General features: G+C 74.3%; 15 protein-coding genes. 7 read left to right on the top strand and 8 right to left on the bottom strand.

Annotated elements, in window-relative coordinates:
* Nucleotides 1-74: 74 nt before the first annotated feature.
* From KDN32_RS19095 to KDN32_RS19085, 3 genes are all read left to right on the top strand, one after another.
* Nucleotides 75-743 carry a 2'-5' RNA ligase family protein gene (locus tag KDN32_RS19095; protein ID WP_211733842.1) on the top strand — a complete coding sequence of 223 codons (669 nt, stop codon included), beginning with the start codon at nt 75-77 and terminating at the stop codon, nt 741-743.
* Between the two features lie 146 nt (nt 744-889).
* Nucleotides 890-1,093: a cold-shock protein gene (locus KDN32_RS19090; RefSeq protein ID WP_211733840.1), complete on the top strand. Its 204-nt coding sequence runs from the start codon at nt 890-892 to the stop codon at nt 1,091-1,093.
* A 106-nt stretch (nt 1,094-1,199) separates the two neighbouring features.
* A complete protein-coding gene (locus KDN32_RS19085) occupies nt 1,200-1,859 on the top strand; it encodes a VOC family protein (protein WP_211733837.1) in 660 nt (219 codons plus the stop codon).
* Nucleotides 1,860-1,933: 74 nt separating this feature from the next.
* Here the strand turns inward: KDN32_RS19085 and KDN32_RS19080 are convergent, their stop codons facing one another.
* The 7 genes from KDN32_RS19080 to KDN32_RS19050 form a co-directional block, all read right to left on the bottom strand.
* The gene (locus KDN32_RS19080; protein WP_211733835.1) at nt 1,934-3,448 is read right to left on the bottom strand and encodes a sodium/solute symporter; all 1,515 of its coding nucleotides are present in this window, start codon (nt 3,446-3,448) and stop codon (nt 1,934-1,936) included.
* Between the two features lie 3 nt (nt 3,449-3,451).
* Nucleotides 3,452-3,841, bottom strand: coding sequence for a hypothetical protein (locus KDN32_RS19075; protein WP_211733833.1), 390 nt, complete (start codon nt 3,839-3,841; stop codon nt 3,452-3,454).
* Nucleotides 3,838-4,551, bottom strand: a complete 714-nt coding sequence (locus tag KDN32_RS19070) for a LytR/AlgR family response regulator transcription factor (RefSeq protein ID WP_211733832.1) — start codon at nt 4,549-4,551, stop codon at nt 3,838-3,840. Before KDN32_RS19070 ends, KDN32_RS19075 begins: the two co-directional genes overlap by 4 nt.
* On the bottom strand, nt 4,548-5,675 hold the full coding sequence (locus KDN32_RS19065) for a sensor histidine kinase (RefSeq protein WP_211733830.1): 1,128 nt from the start codon (nt 5,673-5,675) through the stop codon (nt 4,548-4,550). Before KDN32_RS19065 ends, KDN32_RS19070 begins: the two co-directional genes overlap by 4 nt.
* Nucleotides 5,676-5,694: 19 nt before the next feature.
* A complete protein-coding gene (locus KDN32_RS19060) occupies nt 5,695-6,975 on the bottom strand; it encodes a hypothetical protein (RefSeq protein WP_211733828.1) in 1,281 nt (426 codons plus the stop codon).
* Between the two features lie 56 nt (nt 6,976-7,031).
* Nucleotides 7,032-8,411: a hypothetical protein gene (locus KDN32_RS19055; protein WP_211733826.1), complete on the bottom strand. Its 1,380-nt coding sequence runs from the start codon at nt 8,409-8,411 to the stop codon at nt 7,032-7,034.
* A gap of 68 nt (nt 8,412-8,479) precedes the next feature.
* Entirely contained in the window at nt 8,480-9,328 is an 849-nt protein-coding gene (locus KDN32_RS19050) for a class I SAM-dependent methyltransferase (protein WP_211733824.1), read from the bottom strand.
* 51 nt (nt 9,329-9,379) lie between these two features.
* Here KDN32_RS19050 and KDN32_RS19045 point away from each other — a divergent pair, with 51 nt between their 5' ends.
* The gene (locus KDN32_RS19045) at nt 9,380-10,084 is read left to right on the top strand and encodes a hypothetical protein (RefSeq protein ID WP_211733822.1); all 705 of its coding nucleotides are present in this window, start codon (nt 9,380-9,382) and stop codon (nt 10,082-10,084) included.
* 42 nt (nt 10,085-10,126) lie between these two features.
* Complete coding sequence (locus KDN32_RS19040; protein WP_211733820.1) at nt 10,127-10,846, top strand: Fic family protein; 720 nt, start codon at nt 10,127-10,129, stop codon at nt 10,844-10,846.
* 261 nt (nt 10,847-11,107) lie between these two features.
* On the opposite strand, the gene KDN32_RS19035 is transcribed toward KDN32_RS19040, so the two are convergent.
* On the bottom strand, nt 11,108-11,905 hold the full coding sequence (locus KDN32_RS19035; protein WP_211733817.1) for an HAD family hydrolase: 798 nt from the start codon (nt 11,903-11,905) through the stop codon (nt 11,108-11,110).
* Nucleotides 11,906-12,039: 134 nt separating this feature from the next.
* Between KDN32_RS19035 and ssd the strand changes: the two genes are divergently transcribed.
* Both ssd and KDN32_RS19025 read left to right on the top strand, forming a co-directional pair.
* Nucleotides 12,040-13,050, top strand: a complete 1,011-nt coding sequence (ssd, locus tag KDN32_RS19030) for a septum site-determining protein Ssd (protein ID WP_211733816.1) — start codon at nt 12,040-12,042, stop codon at nt 13,048-13,050.
* Nucleotides 13,047-14,207, top strand: coding sequence for a TadA family conjugal transfer-associated ATPase (locus KDN32_RS19025; protein WP_211733813.1), 1,161 nt, complete (start codon nt 13,047-13,049; stop codon nt 14,205-14,207). The genes ssd and KDN32_RS19025 overlap by 4 nt, the downstream gene beginning before the upstream one ends.
* Nucleotides 14,208-14,214 lie beyond the last annotated feature (7 nt).

The following is a 14,214-nucleotide window of genomic DNA, read 5'->3' as shown; positions in this document are numbered from 1 at the left end:
GGCGGCGGCCGATGGGTGGGGACAGAGGTGCGCGCGGACGAGTGCGGACCCGAGGCTTGTCGAGGGGGTCGACGATGCAGCTCCACGCGGTGGTGGCCGTGCCCGAGGACGCGATCCGGGCGACCGTGCTCGACGTCGTCCCCAGCCTCGTCGCAGCGTCGGCGCCGCCGGTGCCGGAGGAGGCAGGCCGCGGGCTGCTGGGTCGCTGGCGCCGCCGTCCCGAGGCGCCGCCCGCGCCGCTCGTGTCGTTCGTGCCCGCCGCACCGGAGTCGGTGTTCGTCAAGATCGCCAAGTTCGGCAACGTCACCGCCGACGTCGCGGGCGAGCTGGCAGCCGAGCTCGAGGAGGCGGCCGCCGGCTGGCACGCCCCGGTGCTGCGGGTCAGCAAGGTCGTCGTGTCCGAGGCCGCGCCGCACACCGTGACCGCCGAGCTCGAGGGCGACGTCGACGCACTGCGCGAGATCTACCGCAACGTCCTCGAGGTGGCCGCGCTGCACCGCTTCTACCTCGACCGCCGCAACTTCCGCCCCGAGATCGTCCTGGGCCGGCTCGAGGCGCCGGAGGGCGCCGCCGTCCCCGAGGTCCTCGCCGGCCTGGAGGTCGACCGGAGCGGGCCGTGGTGGTCGGCCGACCACCTCAGTCTGCTGCGGGTGTCCTTCTCCGGCGGCACCGGCTTCGCGGAGTACGCCCAGATCGCGCTGGTCGACGACGCCGGGGGGGCGGAGATCTACCACCTGGCGTGAGGGGCTCCGTCGTCCTGGCCGCCCACCCGGTGCGGCTCGTGTCTCTCATGCTCCTGGTCTTCGGTTCGCTGGACATCAGCTCAGCTGGATGTCTTCAGCGCCCGGTCGGGCACGTCGTCCGTCGGAACCGAACAAGGGAAAAGATCATGGCTCAGGGCACCGTCAAGTGGTTCAACGCCGGCAAGGGCTTCGGCTTCATCGCCCAGGACGGCGGCGGCGAGGACGTGTTCGTCCACTACTCCGCGATCCAGTCCAACGGCTACAAGTCGCTCGACGAGAACCAGAAGGTCGAGTTCGACGTCACCGCCGGCCCCAAGGGCCCGCAGGCCGAGAACGTCCGCGTCGCCTGACGCAGCGCTTCCGAGGAGCCCCGACCGCCGCGCGGTCGGGGCTCCTCACCGTTCCGGTGCGCCAAACCGGTGGCCGCGCGCCGGGCGACGTGCCTACGGTGCCCGGGTGGCCACGCCCCTGCTCGCCCTCGTCGTCCGGACCTCCGACCCCGACGCGGTCGCCCGCTTCTGGGGCGACCTGCTCGGGCGAGACGGCGACCGTGCGCCGGTCGCGCTGAGGTTCGTCGCGACCGACGAGCGGAGGCAGGGGCTCAACCCGCTCCACCTCCACCTGACCAGCAACGACCGCACCCAGCGGGAGACGGTCGAGCGCGCGCTCGCCCTCGGCGCGACCCACCGCGACGTCGGCCAGCTGCCCGACGAGCCGCACGTCGTGCTCGCCGACCCGGGCGGGGACGAGTTCTGCGTCATCCCCGAGGGCAACAACTGGCTCGCCGGCACCGGTTTCCTGGGCGAGCTCGCCGCCGACGGCACCCGCGACCTCGGTGTCTTCTGGAGCCGCGCCCTCGGCTGGCCGCTGGTGCACGACGAGGACGGCGAGACCGCGGTCTCGGCTCCGGGCGGCGGGTTCAAGATCGCCTGGGGCGGGGAGCCGCTCAACCCCAAGCACCGGCCGGACCGGATGTACCTCGAGCTCGCCGTCGACGACCTCGCCACCGACGTCGACCGGCTGGTCTCCCTCGGCGCGTCGGTCGTCGCGCGGCACGGCGACGAGGTCGAGCTGGCCGACCCCGACGGCAACGAGGTGCGGGTGCGAGCAAAGTAGGCAGTTCGGCGGCGCGTGCGCCCGCTGAGCGTGGGCCCGCCGGAGCGGCACGCGAACTGCCTGCTGTGGTCAGCTCACCGCTGGAGGTCGACCGCCTCGGGCGTGTGCAGACGCACCATGAACCGGCCGGCGTGCGCCGGCACCGAGGCGCGGGTCAGCCGGGAGACCACGACCATGGCGAGGAACGAGGCGGGGACCGACCAGGCAGCCGGCTGGCCGAGGAGGGCGGCGGTCCAGCCGGAGGCCGAGGACGTCGAGAGCGTCCAGGCGACGGCGGTGCCCGACCCGAGCCCGCCGACGAGCAGGCCCGCGACCGCGCCGGCCGGGGTGAGGCCGCGCCACCAGATGCCGAGCATCAGCAGCGGCGCGAAGGTCGAGGCGGTGACCGCGAAGGCGAGGCCGACGGTCCGCGCGACCGCGACGTCCTGGGCGGGCAGGGAAATCGCCAGCGGCACGACGACCGCCAGCGCGGCCGCCACGCGGAATGCCGCGACCCCGCCGAGGCGGAACGAGCCCCACCGCCGCCCGGTGACGTCCTGCGACAGCACGCCGGCGACCGCGATGGTGAGGCCCGAGCTGGTCGAGAGGAACGCGGCGAACGCGCCGGCGGTGAGCAGCCCGGTGAGCACGGCCGCGACCGGTCCGTCGAGCATCAGGCCGGGGAGCTCCAGCACCAGCACGTCGGAGCGGCCCGCGACGAGGTCGGGGGCGTAGATCCGGCCGAGCGCGGCGTAGACCGGTGGCAGGACGTAGAAGATGCCGAGCAGGCCGAGCACCGCGAGCGTCGTCCGGCGCGCCGCTCGCCCGTCGGGGTTGGTGTAGAACCGCACGACCACGTGGGGCAGCCCCATCGTGCCGAGGAACGTCGCCACGATCAGGGAGTACGTCGTGTAGAGCCCGATGCCGTCGCCGGGGGACGCCAGCGGCACCGACCACGACGTCGGTGCAGAGGTGGTCGGGTCTGCCGCGCCGTCGGTCGCCCAGACCGCGAGCAGCACGCACACCGGCACCAGGAGGGCCGTGAGCTTGAGCCAGAACTGGAAGGCCTGGACGAAGGTGATCGAGCGCATCCCGCCCGGGCTCACCGACGCCAGCACCACGAGCGCGACGACGAGCGACCCCACCCACGGCGGCGCCCCGATGGTGGCCCGCAGGGTGACGCCGGCACCCTGGAACTGCGGCAGCAGGTAGAGCCAGCCGATCCCGACGACCAGCACCGAGCACAGCTTGCGCACGCCGCGCGAGCCCAGCCGCGCCTCGGCGAAGTCGGGCAGCGTGTAGGCGCCCGAGCGGCGCAGGGGAGCGGCGACGAGCACCAGCAGGACGAGGTAGCCGGCGGTCCAGCCGACCGGGTACCAGAGCATCTCGGCGCCGAAGGTGAGCAGCAGCCCGGCGACGCCGAGGAACGACGCCGCGGACAGGTACTCCCCGCCGATCGCACTCGCGTTGAGCCGCGGGCGGACGGTGCGCGAGGCGACGAAGAAGTCGCTGGTGGTGCGCGAGATCCGCAGGCCCCACGTGCCGATCACGAGGGTGGCGAGCGAGACCAGCACCACGGCGATCACGCCCGGCACGACGTCGGTGCCCATGCGTCAGTCCTCGTCCGGGAGGACCGCGCCGACGAGCTCGGCGAAGTCACGCTCGTTGGACTCCGAGCGCCGGACGTACCACCAGCCGAGCACCACCAGCCACGGGTAGGCCAGGACGCCGAGCAGCGCCCAGGCCAGCGGCATCTGCCCGATCCGCGCGTCGTCGAGGGCGGGGAAGAGGTGGAACAGCAGCGGCAGCACGCCGACCGTCAACCCGAGCGCCAGCAGCACCCGCAGGGCCAGGGCGAGCTGCTCGCGCAGCAGCGAGCGCATGAAGACCTCGCCGAGCTCGGTCTCCGCGTCGATCTCGGAGGCGCGCGGGGTGCGGACCACGTGGGCGCGGCGCCGCGGCGGCCCGGTGACGCGTACGCGCGGCGGGGGCGGCTGGCTCACGTGCCCTTCCTCGTCAGCACCGAGCGCAGGTCGCGGGTGTGGCGCCGGCTGACCAGCAGCTCGACGCCGCCGACGACCACGCTGACCCGACCGGCCTCGCTGCGCACCTCCTCGACGTGGGGGAGCGCGACCAGCACCGAGCGGTGGATCCGGACGAAGCCGGCGTCGGCCCACTGCTCGGCGAGCGAGGTGAGCGGGGTCCGTACGAGGTGGGAGCCCTCGGCGGTGTGCAGCCGGGCGTAGTCGCCCTGCGCCTCGACGTGGGTGATGTCGGAGCGGTTGACGAAGCGGGTGACGCCGCCGCGCTCGACCGGGATCTGCACGTCGCCCGACGGTGCCGGGGCACCGGTCTCGACGACGCGGCGCACGGCCTCGGCCAGCCGCTCCTCGCGGACCGGCTTGAGGACGTAGTCGACCGCGCGCAGCTCGAAGGCGGCGACCGCGTGCTCCTCGTGGGCGGTGACGAAGACGATCGGCGGCGGGGTGCGGAAGCGGGACAGCACCTGCGCGAGGTCGAGCCCGGTGAGGCCGGGCATCTGGATGTCGAGGAAGACCGCGTCGACCTCCTCGGCCTGCAGCACCCGCAGCGCCTCGGTCGCGGAGTCGGTGCCGCGGACCTCACCGATGCGCGGGTCGCGGCCGAGCAGGTAGGTGAGCTCGTCGAGCGCGGGGCGCTCGTCGTCGATGACGAGGACTCTCAAGGACGTCATACCTGGACCCCCGGGGCGAACTTCGGCACCCGTACGACGACCCTGGTGCCGGCGCCGGGTGCGGTCTCGACCACCAGACCGTAGTCGTCGCCGTAGGCGTTGCGCAGCCTCGCGTCGACGTTGCCGAGCCCGACCGAGTCCATCGACGCGTCGCCCGCGAGCGCTCGGCGTACCCGCTCGGGGTCCTCGCCGGTGCCGTCGTCCTCCACCTCGATGACGCACTCCTGGTCGAGGTCGCGCGCGGTGATCGACAGCCGGCCGACCCCGTCGTCCTTGTCCGCGCTGGCCTCGAGGCCGTGGCGCACGGCGTTCTCGACGAGCGGCTGGATGCACAGGAACGGCACTGCGACCGGCAGCACCTCGGGCGCCACCTGGAGGGTCACCTGGAGCCGATCGCCGAAGCGCGCCTGCTCGAGCAGCAGGTAGCGCTCGACCGAGCGCAGCTCCTCGGCGAGCGTCGTGTACTCGCCGTGGCGGCGGAAGGAGTAGCGGGTGAAGTCGGCGAACTCCAGCAGCAGCTCGCGGGCGCGGTCGGGGTCGGTGCGCACGAAGCTGGCGATGGCGCCGAGCGAGTTGTAGATGAAGTGCGGGCTGATCTGCGCCCGCAGCGCCCGCACCTCGGCCTCCATCAGCCGGGTGCGCGACGCGTCGAGCTCGGCGAGCTCGAGCTGGCCGCTGACCCAGGAGGCGACCTCGTCGGCGGCGCGGACGAGTCCGCCGGTCGTGTGCGGCGCCCCGACCACCAGCGCGCCGACGAGGGTGTCCTCGACGACGAGCGGGCTCACGACCGCCTGCCGCACCTGGCAGCCGCCGTCGTCGCAGCGCAGCGTGCGCTCGTCGACGATCATCGTGCGGCCGGTCTCGGCGACCTGGGCGATCGTCGCCGGCAGCTGGCTGCGGTGGTGGGTGCCGAGGCCGTCCCACGCGAGCAGGCCGCTGGTGTCACCCAGTCCCGCGGCGGGGGTGTCGAGCAGTGCCCGCAGGTGCTTGACGGAGCGCTCGGCGCTCGCGACGGTCAGACCCTCGCGCAGCGCGGGGCTGGCGAGCGAGGCGTTGTGGAGCGTGCGGAAGGCCGCTCGGTCGGCCTCTCCGCCAAGCGACGTACGCCGCCACCTCCACGCCATGCGGGGAGGGTAGCCCCGCTCAGCGCTCGCAGGCCTGCTTGCGTTCCGCGACGCACCGGTCGCGCCCCGCACCGCCGCGAGCGAGGTCGTCCCCGGCGCCGCCGAGGATCCGGTCGTCGCCCCGGCTGCCGTAGAAGGAGTCGTCGCCGGCCCCGCCCCGCAGGACGGCGCTCGGCCGGCACCCGAAGGAGTACGACTCGAAGATGTAGTCGCCCTGCCAGATCAGCTCGTCGTCGCCACCTCTCCCGACGATGGCCGCCCGGCAGGCGAACGCGGAGAGGCTGTTGTCCTGGGCGTCGCCGGTGATCTCGACGCGGCGCGCCATCGCGAAGGCGTCCTCGACGCCGCCGGCCGAGAAGGTCGTGCGTCCGATCTCGAGCGTCCCGCTCGTGAGGTCGAGGGCCAGGTGTCCCGACCTGCGGGCCGCCACGAGCCGGTCCGCGCCGGAGCCCAGGTCGATCCTGCTGGCTGCGCCGAGCCTGCTCCCGTCGAGCAGGAGGTCGTCGTCGCCGTCGCCGAGGTCGGCGACCACCGTCGAGGGCTCGGTCCCGTCGCTCGTGACGGTGACGTAGTCGTCACCCTCGGTGCCGGTGATCGCGACGGCCGCACCACCGGCCTCGACCGTGAGGCTCTCGAACGAGGGGAAGTCGGCCGCGCCGGTCGGCGAGCGGAACGTGCCGGCGGCCAGGTCGAAGGCGTGCTCGCCGGACGCGCCGACGGGCTTGGTGAAGGTGTCGTAGCCGTCGCCGCCCTCGAGCGTGCCCCCTGCGGACGTGCCGGGGCCGTCGAGGGTCAGGTCGTCGTTGCCCGGACCGAGGTCGACCACGTCGGCCCCGCCCGACGTCGTGACCCTGTCGTCGCCAGCGCCCGTGCGGACCACGTCGACCTCCGAGGTGTCACCGGTGGCGTCCCCGGTCTCGACCCAGTCGCCACCGCGACCGCCCTCGAGGGTGTCCGACCCGCCCCCCAGGTGGGTGTCGACGTAGTAGCCGTTGAGCGTCGCCGACGTGGTGTCGACGACGTCGTCGCCGCTCCCCGCCTCGATGTAGAGCACGTTGATGCCGGTCCTGCGGGGGACGACGCAGATGAGGTCGTCACCGCCTCGGGCCTTCACCTGGAAGGCCTTGCCGGTGACGATGACGTCGCGTCCCTTCGTGCCGACGAGGGTCTCCTTCGTGCCGACGAGCGTGGCGGCCTCACCTTGGCAGGTCGGCACGGCGGCGGCGGTGGAGCCGGTGGCGGGCACGAGCAGGACGGCTCCGAGCAGCCCGGTCGCGATGATCGTCGTCGTACGTCGCACGTGTCTCTCCCGTGTGGCTGGTGCTGGTGGTTGGGTCGCTGGCGGGTGGCGGCGGCTCAGCGCTCGCAGGAGCGTGCACGGACCTCGGCGCGGCAGGTGTCCGGGCGACCCTTGCCGCCGTCGGCCCGGTCGCGGCCCGGGCCCCCGACCAGCCGGTCGGCGTCACCCTTGCCGAGCATCACGTCGTTGCCGGTGCCGCCGTTGAGCCGGTCCCGGCCGCTGTAGCCCTCGAGCGTGTCGGCGCCGGCGCCGCCATCGAGGGTGTAGCGCTCCTCGCGGCACTCGGGGCGGGTCTCGCCCCAGCCCTCGTAGACGCGACCCATCTGGTCGGCTCCGCCGCGACCCACCACGGTGCCGCGGCAGGCGGTCAGGCCGAGCACGTTGCGCGCGCCGGTCCCCTTCAGCACCACCGTGCGGGCGTGCGCCTCGGCGTCCTCGACGCCGCGCACGGTCGCCACCTGGGTGCCGGAGGCGGAGTCCGTGGCGCCGAGACGCTGCTTGGCCAGGTCGAGCGCCACGCTGGCGTCACGATCGACGACGTAGAGGGAGTCCCGGCCGGTCGCCGCGTCGACCGTGCTGCCGGTCAGCAGCCGCGCGCCGGTGAGCACCTGGTCGTCACCTCCTCCCATGGACGCCGTGACGACGCCGCTGCCGGTCGAGAGGGCGAGCCGCTCGTCGGCGTCGGTGCCGGTGAACGACACGTCGACCCGGGCGTCGCGGGCAGACCAGATCGAGAACGACTCCACGCCGGTCCAGCTGAGGACCTGGGCGCCGTCCTGGGTCAGCACCCCGGCCCGGTTGTCGAGGCCGAGCGTGCGGGCGGACGTCATGAGTCCCAGCGTGTCGTCGCCACCGGCGCCGCCCGTCACCGAGCCCCCGGCGGCGGGCGTGCCGCCGTAGGAGACGTAGTCGTCGCCGGAGCCGAGGTCGACGACGTCGGTGTTGAAGCGGCCGTCCTGTCCGGTGGTGAAGGAGTCGCGACCGCCGCCGCCGGACAGCACGTCGCGCTCGTCGTCGACGTGCCGGTAGGAGGCGTCGTAGGCGCCCGCGGAGACGTAGTCGCCTGCGGCTCCGCCGGTGAACGTGTCGGCCCCGGTGCCGAGGTTGCCCTGCACGCCCCAGCCGGGAGCTGCGGTGCCGTCGACGACGTCGTCACCCGGCCCGGCGTCGACGTCCACCCCGCGGGTGCCCTCGGGGTCCGTCGCACCGGTGACGCAGACGAGGTCGTCGCCGCCGAGCGCCTCGACGCCGTTGGCCCCGTTCGTCACGATCACGTCGGCGCCCTCGGTCCCGGTCAGGGTCGCGCTCGGCGTCCCGACGATGGTCGCGGGCACCCCGTGGCAGGTCTCGCCGGCCGCGGTGGCGCCGGTGGTCGGGACTGCGGCGAGGGCGAGGCCGAGCAGGCCGGCGGCGGTCAGTGACGTCGTACGACGCATGGTGTCTCCCGAGATCGATGGGTGCGTGCGGAGGTGGGACGCACGCACCGCGCCGTTTGTTGCGGTCCTCAGCGGAAGTCGATGAGCAGCATGTCGGTGTCGGTCCCGTCACTGACGACCGGGCCCTCCGGCTCGGGGTCGTCGGTGGCGGGGCCGGGTCCGTCGCGGTCGACGACCACCGCGCGGTAGCAGCGGGTCCGGTAGGGGACGCGCATGCCGTCCATGCCCCGCCCGTAGTCGTCGTAGAAGGCCAGCACGTCGGCGAGGTGGGCCGCGCGGGCGTCCTCGTCCATCACCGCGAAGCTCGACCGCGAGCGCGCCATGTCGAGGATCGACTCGCGGTCGATCTCCTGCCAGTGCTTGAACGACTGCTCCTCCACGAAGCCGAACAGGTCGCTGTGCACGACGTGCTCGGAGGAGGAGGTGTCGAGGTCCTGGCGCCCGAGGATGTCGCCCATCCGGCGCACCCACGGGATCCGCTCGTCGCGACTGTTCCAGACCAGGGCGAGGTGGCCGCCGGGCTTGAGGACCCGCGCGATCTCGGGCAGCGCCCGCTCGGGGTCGAACCAGTGGAACGCCTGCGCGACCACGACCACGTCGACCGACCGGTCGTTGGCCGGGATCTCCTCGGCCGTCGCGACCTTCGTGCTCACCTCCGGCACCCGCTCGCGCAGGACGGCCAGCATCTCCTCGTCGGGCTCGGTGGCGAAGACCGCGTGCCCCTGGTCGACCAGCTCGCGGGTGAGCTTGCCGGTGCCGGCGGCCAGCTCGAGGACCACCTTGGCCTCCCCGCCGACCAGCCACGCCGCGGCCTCCGCCGGGTAGGTCGGCCGACCCCGGTCGTAGGCGTCGGCGACGGGGCCGAAGGACCGGGCGCGGTCGACGGTGGCGGGGCTCTCGGGCTGCTGGTCGGTCATCGTGCTCACCGTATCCCGCGGGGTTGGTGTTCCCACCCCTACGCTGGCCGCGTGACGTCGTTCGACCGACTCGACGCGGCCCCGGTGCGGGAGACCGTCGCGAGGCTCGAGGCCCGCGTGCGTGCCCGCTTCCCCGAGCGCGGGCTCGTGTCCGTCGTCCAGGAGCTCGGCGTGCTGACCGCGGACGTCGCCGATGCCTCCGCAGCGGTCCGCGACCGGCTGCGCTGGGTCCGGCTCGGCTCGCGACTGGCAGCAGCGGTCGTGCTGGTGGCGAGCGCGGCCGTGTTCGTGCTGGCCTTCCGTGACGCGGTGACGTCCGGCCCCGACCGGACCTTCGAGTGGGTGCCGCTGATCGAGTCGACGATCAATGACCTGGTGTTCGCCGGACTCGCGCTCTGGTTCCTCTACGCACTGCCCCAGCGGCTCGAGCGCGGGCACCTGCTCGACCTGCTCCACCGGCTCCGCTCGCTGGCGCACGTCGTGGACATGCACCAGCTGACCAAGGACCCGGAGCGACTCCGGTCCGACTACGTCCGCACCGACGCGTCCGTGCGGACCGACCTCACCCGCAGCGAGATGGAGCACTACCTCGACTACTGCTCCGAGGTGCTCTCGCTGGTCGGCAAGACGGCGGCGCTGTGCGCCGAGGAGTCACGCGACGCCGTCGTCCTCACGACCGTCAGCGACCTGGAGACCCTCACGACGGGGATGTCGCGCAAGATCTGGCAGAAGATCTCGCTGCTCCCGTCGGACTGACCGGCCACGTCACCGCGTCGCGGCCCGGCTACCGTCCTCCCCATGACCGACCCGCTCGCCTGGCTCACCGAACTCGAGGGGGTCCCGTCGGCCTACGCCGGCACCCGCGACGGGATCGACGTGATGCTGCGCGACCGCGGGCTGCGCCGCACCTCACCGGAGATGACGGCCGAGTCGCTGCTGCGCGGCGCCCACGCGAGCGCCGTGCTCGAGGGCTCCGCGTCCTCGCTGGACGAGGTCCGCGCGGGTGAGGGTGACGAGATCGCCACCGACGCCGTCCGGCTCTCCGCGTCGATGCTGGCGCTGGCGCCGCTGCTGAAGACCGCGCCGCTGCAGGCGATCGCCCGGCTGCACGCCGTGGTGGGTGGCGCGTCCCTGCCGGCCGACCAGCTCGGCCGCCCGCGGGACGCCGCGTCGGCCGACCGGCTGCGCGGGGTCTCCGAGCTCCTCCTCTCCGGGACGTCGGCCCCGGCGCTCCTCGTCGCCGCGGTCGCCCACGCCGACGTGGCGACGGCCGCGCCGTTCGCGTCCCACAACGGGATCGTCGCCCGCGCGCTGGAGCGCCTGGTGCTGGTGTCGCGGGGCGTGGACCCGAAGTCCCTCGTGGTGCCCGAGGCCGGGCACCTCGCGCTCCGCGCGGCGTACGAGTCGAACCTGCGGGCCTACAGCGACGGCGGTCCGTCGGGCGTCCATGCGTGGGCGCTCTACGGCGCCGAGGCCTTCGCGGCGGGCGCCGAGGCCTCACCGCTGCGCGTCGGCTGAGGCAGCGCCGGGGCCGGGCATGCGAGCGGCACCCGTTCACGTGGACCGGGTGCCGCCGCTGACACGTGAGGCCGTGGCTACCAAGCGTGCTCTTCGCAATCGCTGCCTCGGGCAGTTCCCGAATGGCCAGCACCCCATCGGATGGGTGGATCGCCGCGTGGGTACCCGGCACACGTGCTGCTGTGGAGTTCTGGTTCCAGTTCTAGCCCTGCCCGGCGGCACCTTCAAGGGTTGACTTTGACCGGTGCCGGTGCGTCCGGCTCAGGCGTCGTGGCCGCGCCGGCGACGGTTCGCCCACACCACGCCGCCGGCCGCGACGGCCCCGCCGACGGCGAGCGCCGCGAGCGTCGGTCGCGCCGGCGGCACCGGGATGCGGCGGCGCAGCGCGACCGGGCGCACGAAGCTGAGCACCGGCCAGTCCTTCGCCGCGGCGACCTTGCGCAGCTCCTTGTCGGGGTTGACGGCGAAGGGGTGCCCGACGACCTCGAGCATGTGCACGTCGGTGATCGAGTCGCTGTAGGCATAGCTGGCCGACAGGTCGTAGCCGACGCTGTCGGCGAGCTGCTGGATCGCCCGCGCCTTCTCCTCGGCGTAGGCGTAGTAGTCGATGTTGCCGGTGTAGCGCCCGTCGGCGATCTCCATCCGGGTCGCGACGACCCGGTCCGCACCGAGCATCTCGCCGATCGGCTCGACGACCTCGGCCCCGCTCGCCGACACGATGACGATGTCGCGACCCGCCGCGCGGTGCTCCTCGAAGAGGGTGACCGCCTCGTCGTAGACGAGCGGCTCGACGATCGTGTTGAGCGTCTCGTGCACGATGTCGCGGACGGTGGCGACGTCCCAGCCGGCGCACAGCTGCGACATGAACTCGCGCATCTTGTCCATCTGGTCGTGGTCGGCACCGCCGGTGAAGAAGACGAACTGGGCGTACGCCGAGCGCAGCATCGCGCGTCGCGAGATCAGTCCGCCCGCCTGGAACTCGCGGCTGAAGGCCAGCGTGCTCGACTTGGCGATGATCGTCTTGTCGAGGTCGAAGAAGGCCGCGGTGGGGCGGGTCATGACGCCATCGTAGGGGCCGCGGGGCTCGGAGATCGGGCCATCGGGCGTCCACAGGCGACGCTCCGGAGCGGTCGTCCACAGGCTGCGGAGCGGACCGGTGCCGACCGTCGGTCCTCCGGTCGACCCTCGTCGTCATGCCCGTCCTCGTGATCACCGCCTCCGCCGCCGTCCACGACCTCGTCGTCCCGCTCTGCGCCGCTGCCGGCGTCGGGGCCCGCACCTGCCACGACCCCGCGCTCGCCCTCACCTCGTGGGCGCAGGCCGATCTGGTGCTGGTCGGCGCCGACCTGGCCGCCGCGCTGGCCGACCTCGCCCCGGCGCGCCGCACGGGGGTGCACGTCGTCGGTCACCCGCCCGGCGACGGTGCCTTCCGCGCCGCGGTCCGGCTCGGTGCTGCATCGGTGGTCGACCTCGAACGGGAGCCGCACTGGCTGGTCGACCTCGTCGCCGACGTCGGGGAGCGCGACGCACCGGGCCGCGTCGTCGGGGTGGTCGGCGGCGTCGGCGGCTGCGGCAGCACGACGCTGGCCTGTGCGCTCGCCCAGTGGTGGTCCGAGCGGGCGTCGACCCTGCTCGTCGACGCCGACCCGCTCGGCCCGGGCCTCGACCGGCTGGTCGGCATGGAGGACGAGGCGGGCGTGCGCTGGGAGGGCCTCGCGGAGACCTCGGGGCGGCTGGGGGCGCGTGAGCTCCGTGAGGGCGTGCCACGCCGGTGCGGCCTCGGGGTGCTGACGTGGTCGGGGCTCCGGCGCCACCTCGACGTGCCCACCGTCCGCCGGGTGCTGCCGTCGGCGACCCGCGGCCACGACCTCGTCGTGCTCGACCTGGCGCGCCAGTCGGCGTCGCTCGGCGAGCTGGTGGACCGCTGCGACGAGCTCCTCGTCGTCGCCCCGGCGACGGTGCCGGCCGTCGCGGCCACGGCGCGCCTCGTGGCCGGGCTGGGCCGGGAGGGCAGGGCGGGGCTGGTCGTGCGCCCGGGCGGGCTGTCCGACGCCGACGTCGAACGGGTCGCCGGGCTACCGGTCGTGGCCGCGCTCGCCGACCAGCGTGGTGTGGCGGAGGCCGTCGACCGGGGGCTGGGCCCGCTGACGCGACGCGGGCCGCTGGCTCGCGCCGCGCGCGACCTGCTGGGCGCGGCCGCGTGAGCGCGCAGGTGCCGGCTGCGGTCCTCGACGACGTCCGGCGCCGGCTGGCCGGGACCGCGGGCGAGCTGACGCCGCACCGCGTGGCGGAGGCGCTGCGTGCCGGCGGTTCGCCGGTGGGCGACGCCACGGTGCTGGCCGTCCACGACCTGCTCCGGCGCGACGTCCTCGGGGCCGGTCCGCTGGAGGAGCTGGTGCGCCTGCCCGACGTCACCGACGTCCTCGTCAACGGGCCCGAGGAGGTCTGGGTCGACCGCGGTCGGGGCCTCGAGCGTGCCGCCGTGTCGTTCCCCGACGACGCCGCGGTGCGCCGGCTCGCCCAGCGCCTGGCCGCGAGTGCCGGGCGTCGCCTCGACGACGCGACGCCCCACGTCGACGTCCGGCTCGCCGACGGCACGCGGTTCCATGCGGTGCTCGCCCCGGTCGCGCGGTCCGGCACCGCGCTGTCGCTGCGGGTGCCGCGCGGCCGCGTCTGGACCCTGCCCGAGCTGGTCACGGCCGGCGCGCTCCCGGACGAAGGAGCGCTGCTGCTCGAGGAGGTGGTCGACGCCCGGTGCGCGTTCCTCGTCACGGGCGGCACCGGCACCGGCAAGACGTCGGTGCTCTCGGCCCTGCTCTCGCTGGTCGCCCGTGGCGAGCGGATCGTCCTCGTCGAGGACGCCAGCGAGCTGCGGCCCGACCACCCGCACGTGGTGGCGCTCGAGGCGCGGCCCGCCAACATCGAGGGTGCCGGTGCCGTGTCCCTCCAGGTGCTGGTGCGCCAGGCGCTGCGGATGCGGCCGGACCGGTTGGTCGTCGGCGAGGTGCGGGGTGCGGAGGTCGTCGACCTCCTCGCGGCCCTCAACACCGGTCACGCGGGCGGCTGCGGCACGCTCCACGCCAACTCCGCCTCCGACGTGCCCGCCCGGGTCGAGGCGCTCGCGCTCGCGGCCGGGCTGCCCCGCGACGCCGCCCACAGCCAGCTCGCGGCGGCGCTCGACGTGGTCGTGCACCTCGGGCGGGGCCCCGACGGCCGACGACGGGTGCTCGAGCTCGCGGTGCCCGAGCGGTCGCCCGACGGGCTGGTCGCGCTGGTGCCCGCCGTCCGGCTCGAACCCGGCCGCCTGGTCCGTGGCCCCGGCGCCGGGGCGCTCGCCGAGCGGCTCGGGGCGTCGTGGTGAGCTCGTG

The organism is Nocardioides palaemonis (genome assembly GCF_018275325.1).
Classification (GTDB): Bacteria; Actinomycetota; Actinomycetes; order Propionibacteriales; family Nocardioidaceae; genus Nocardioides; species Nocardioides palaemonis.
The sequence above is the reverse complement of the archived record's forward strand: the minus strand, read 5'-3'. Positions and strand labels throughout refer to the sequence as shown.

Coding starts and splice junctions, on each gene's coding strand:
- ssd (WP_211733816.1), top strand. CDS start 12,040: ATGCCCGTCCTCGTGATCACCGCCTCCGCCGCCGTCCACGACCTCGTC.
- KDN32_RS19035 (WP_211733817.1), bottom strand. CDS start 11,905: ATGACCCGCCCCACCGCGGCCTTCTTCGACCTCGACAAGACGATCATC.
- KDN32_RS19070 (WP_211733832.1), bottom strand. CDS start 4,551: ATGACGTCCTTGAGAGTCCTCGTCATCGACGACGAGCGCCCCGCGCTC.
- KDN32_RS19050 (WP_211733824.1), bottom strand. CDS start 9,328: ATGACCGACCAGCAGCCCGAGAGCCCCGCCACCGTCGACCGCGCCCGG.
- KDN32_RS19095 (WP_211733842.1), top strand. CDS start 75: ATGCAGCTCCACGCGGTGGTGGCCGTGCCCGAGGACGCGATCCGGGCG.
- KDN32_RS19055 (WP_211733826.1), bottom strand. CDS start 8,411: ATGCGTCGTACGACGTCACTGACCGCCGCCGGCCTGCTCGGCCTCGCC.
- KDN32_RS19040 (WP_211733820.1), top strand. CDS start 10,127: ATGACCGACCCGCTCGCCTGGCTCACCGAACTCGAGGGGGTCCCGTCG.
- KDN32_RS19090 (WP_211733840.1), top strand. CDS start 890: ATGGCTCAGGGCACCGTCAAGTGGTTCAACGCCGGCAAGGGCTTCGGC.
- KDN32_RS19065 (WP_211733830.1), bottom strand. CDS start 5,675: ATGGCGTGGAGGTGGCGGCGTACGTCGCTTGGCGGAGAGGCCGACCGA.
- KDN32_RS19080 (WP_211733835.1), bottom strand. CDS start 3,448: ATGGGCACCGACGTCGTGCCGGGCGTGATCGCCGTGGTGCTGGTCTCG.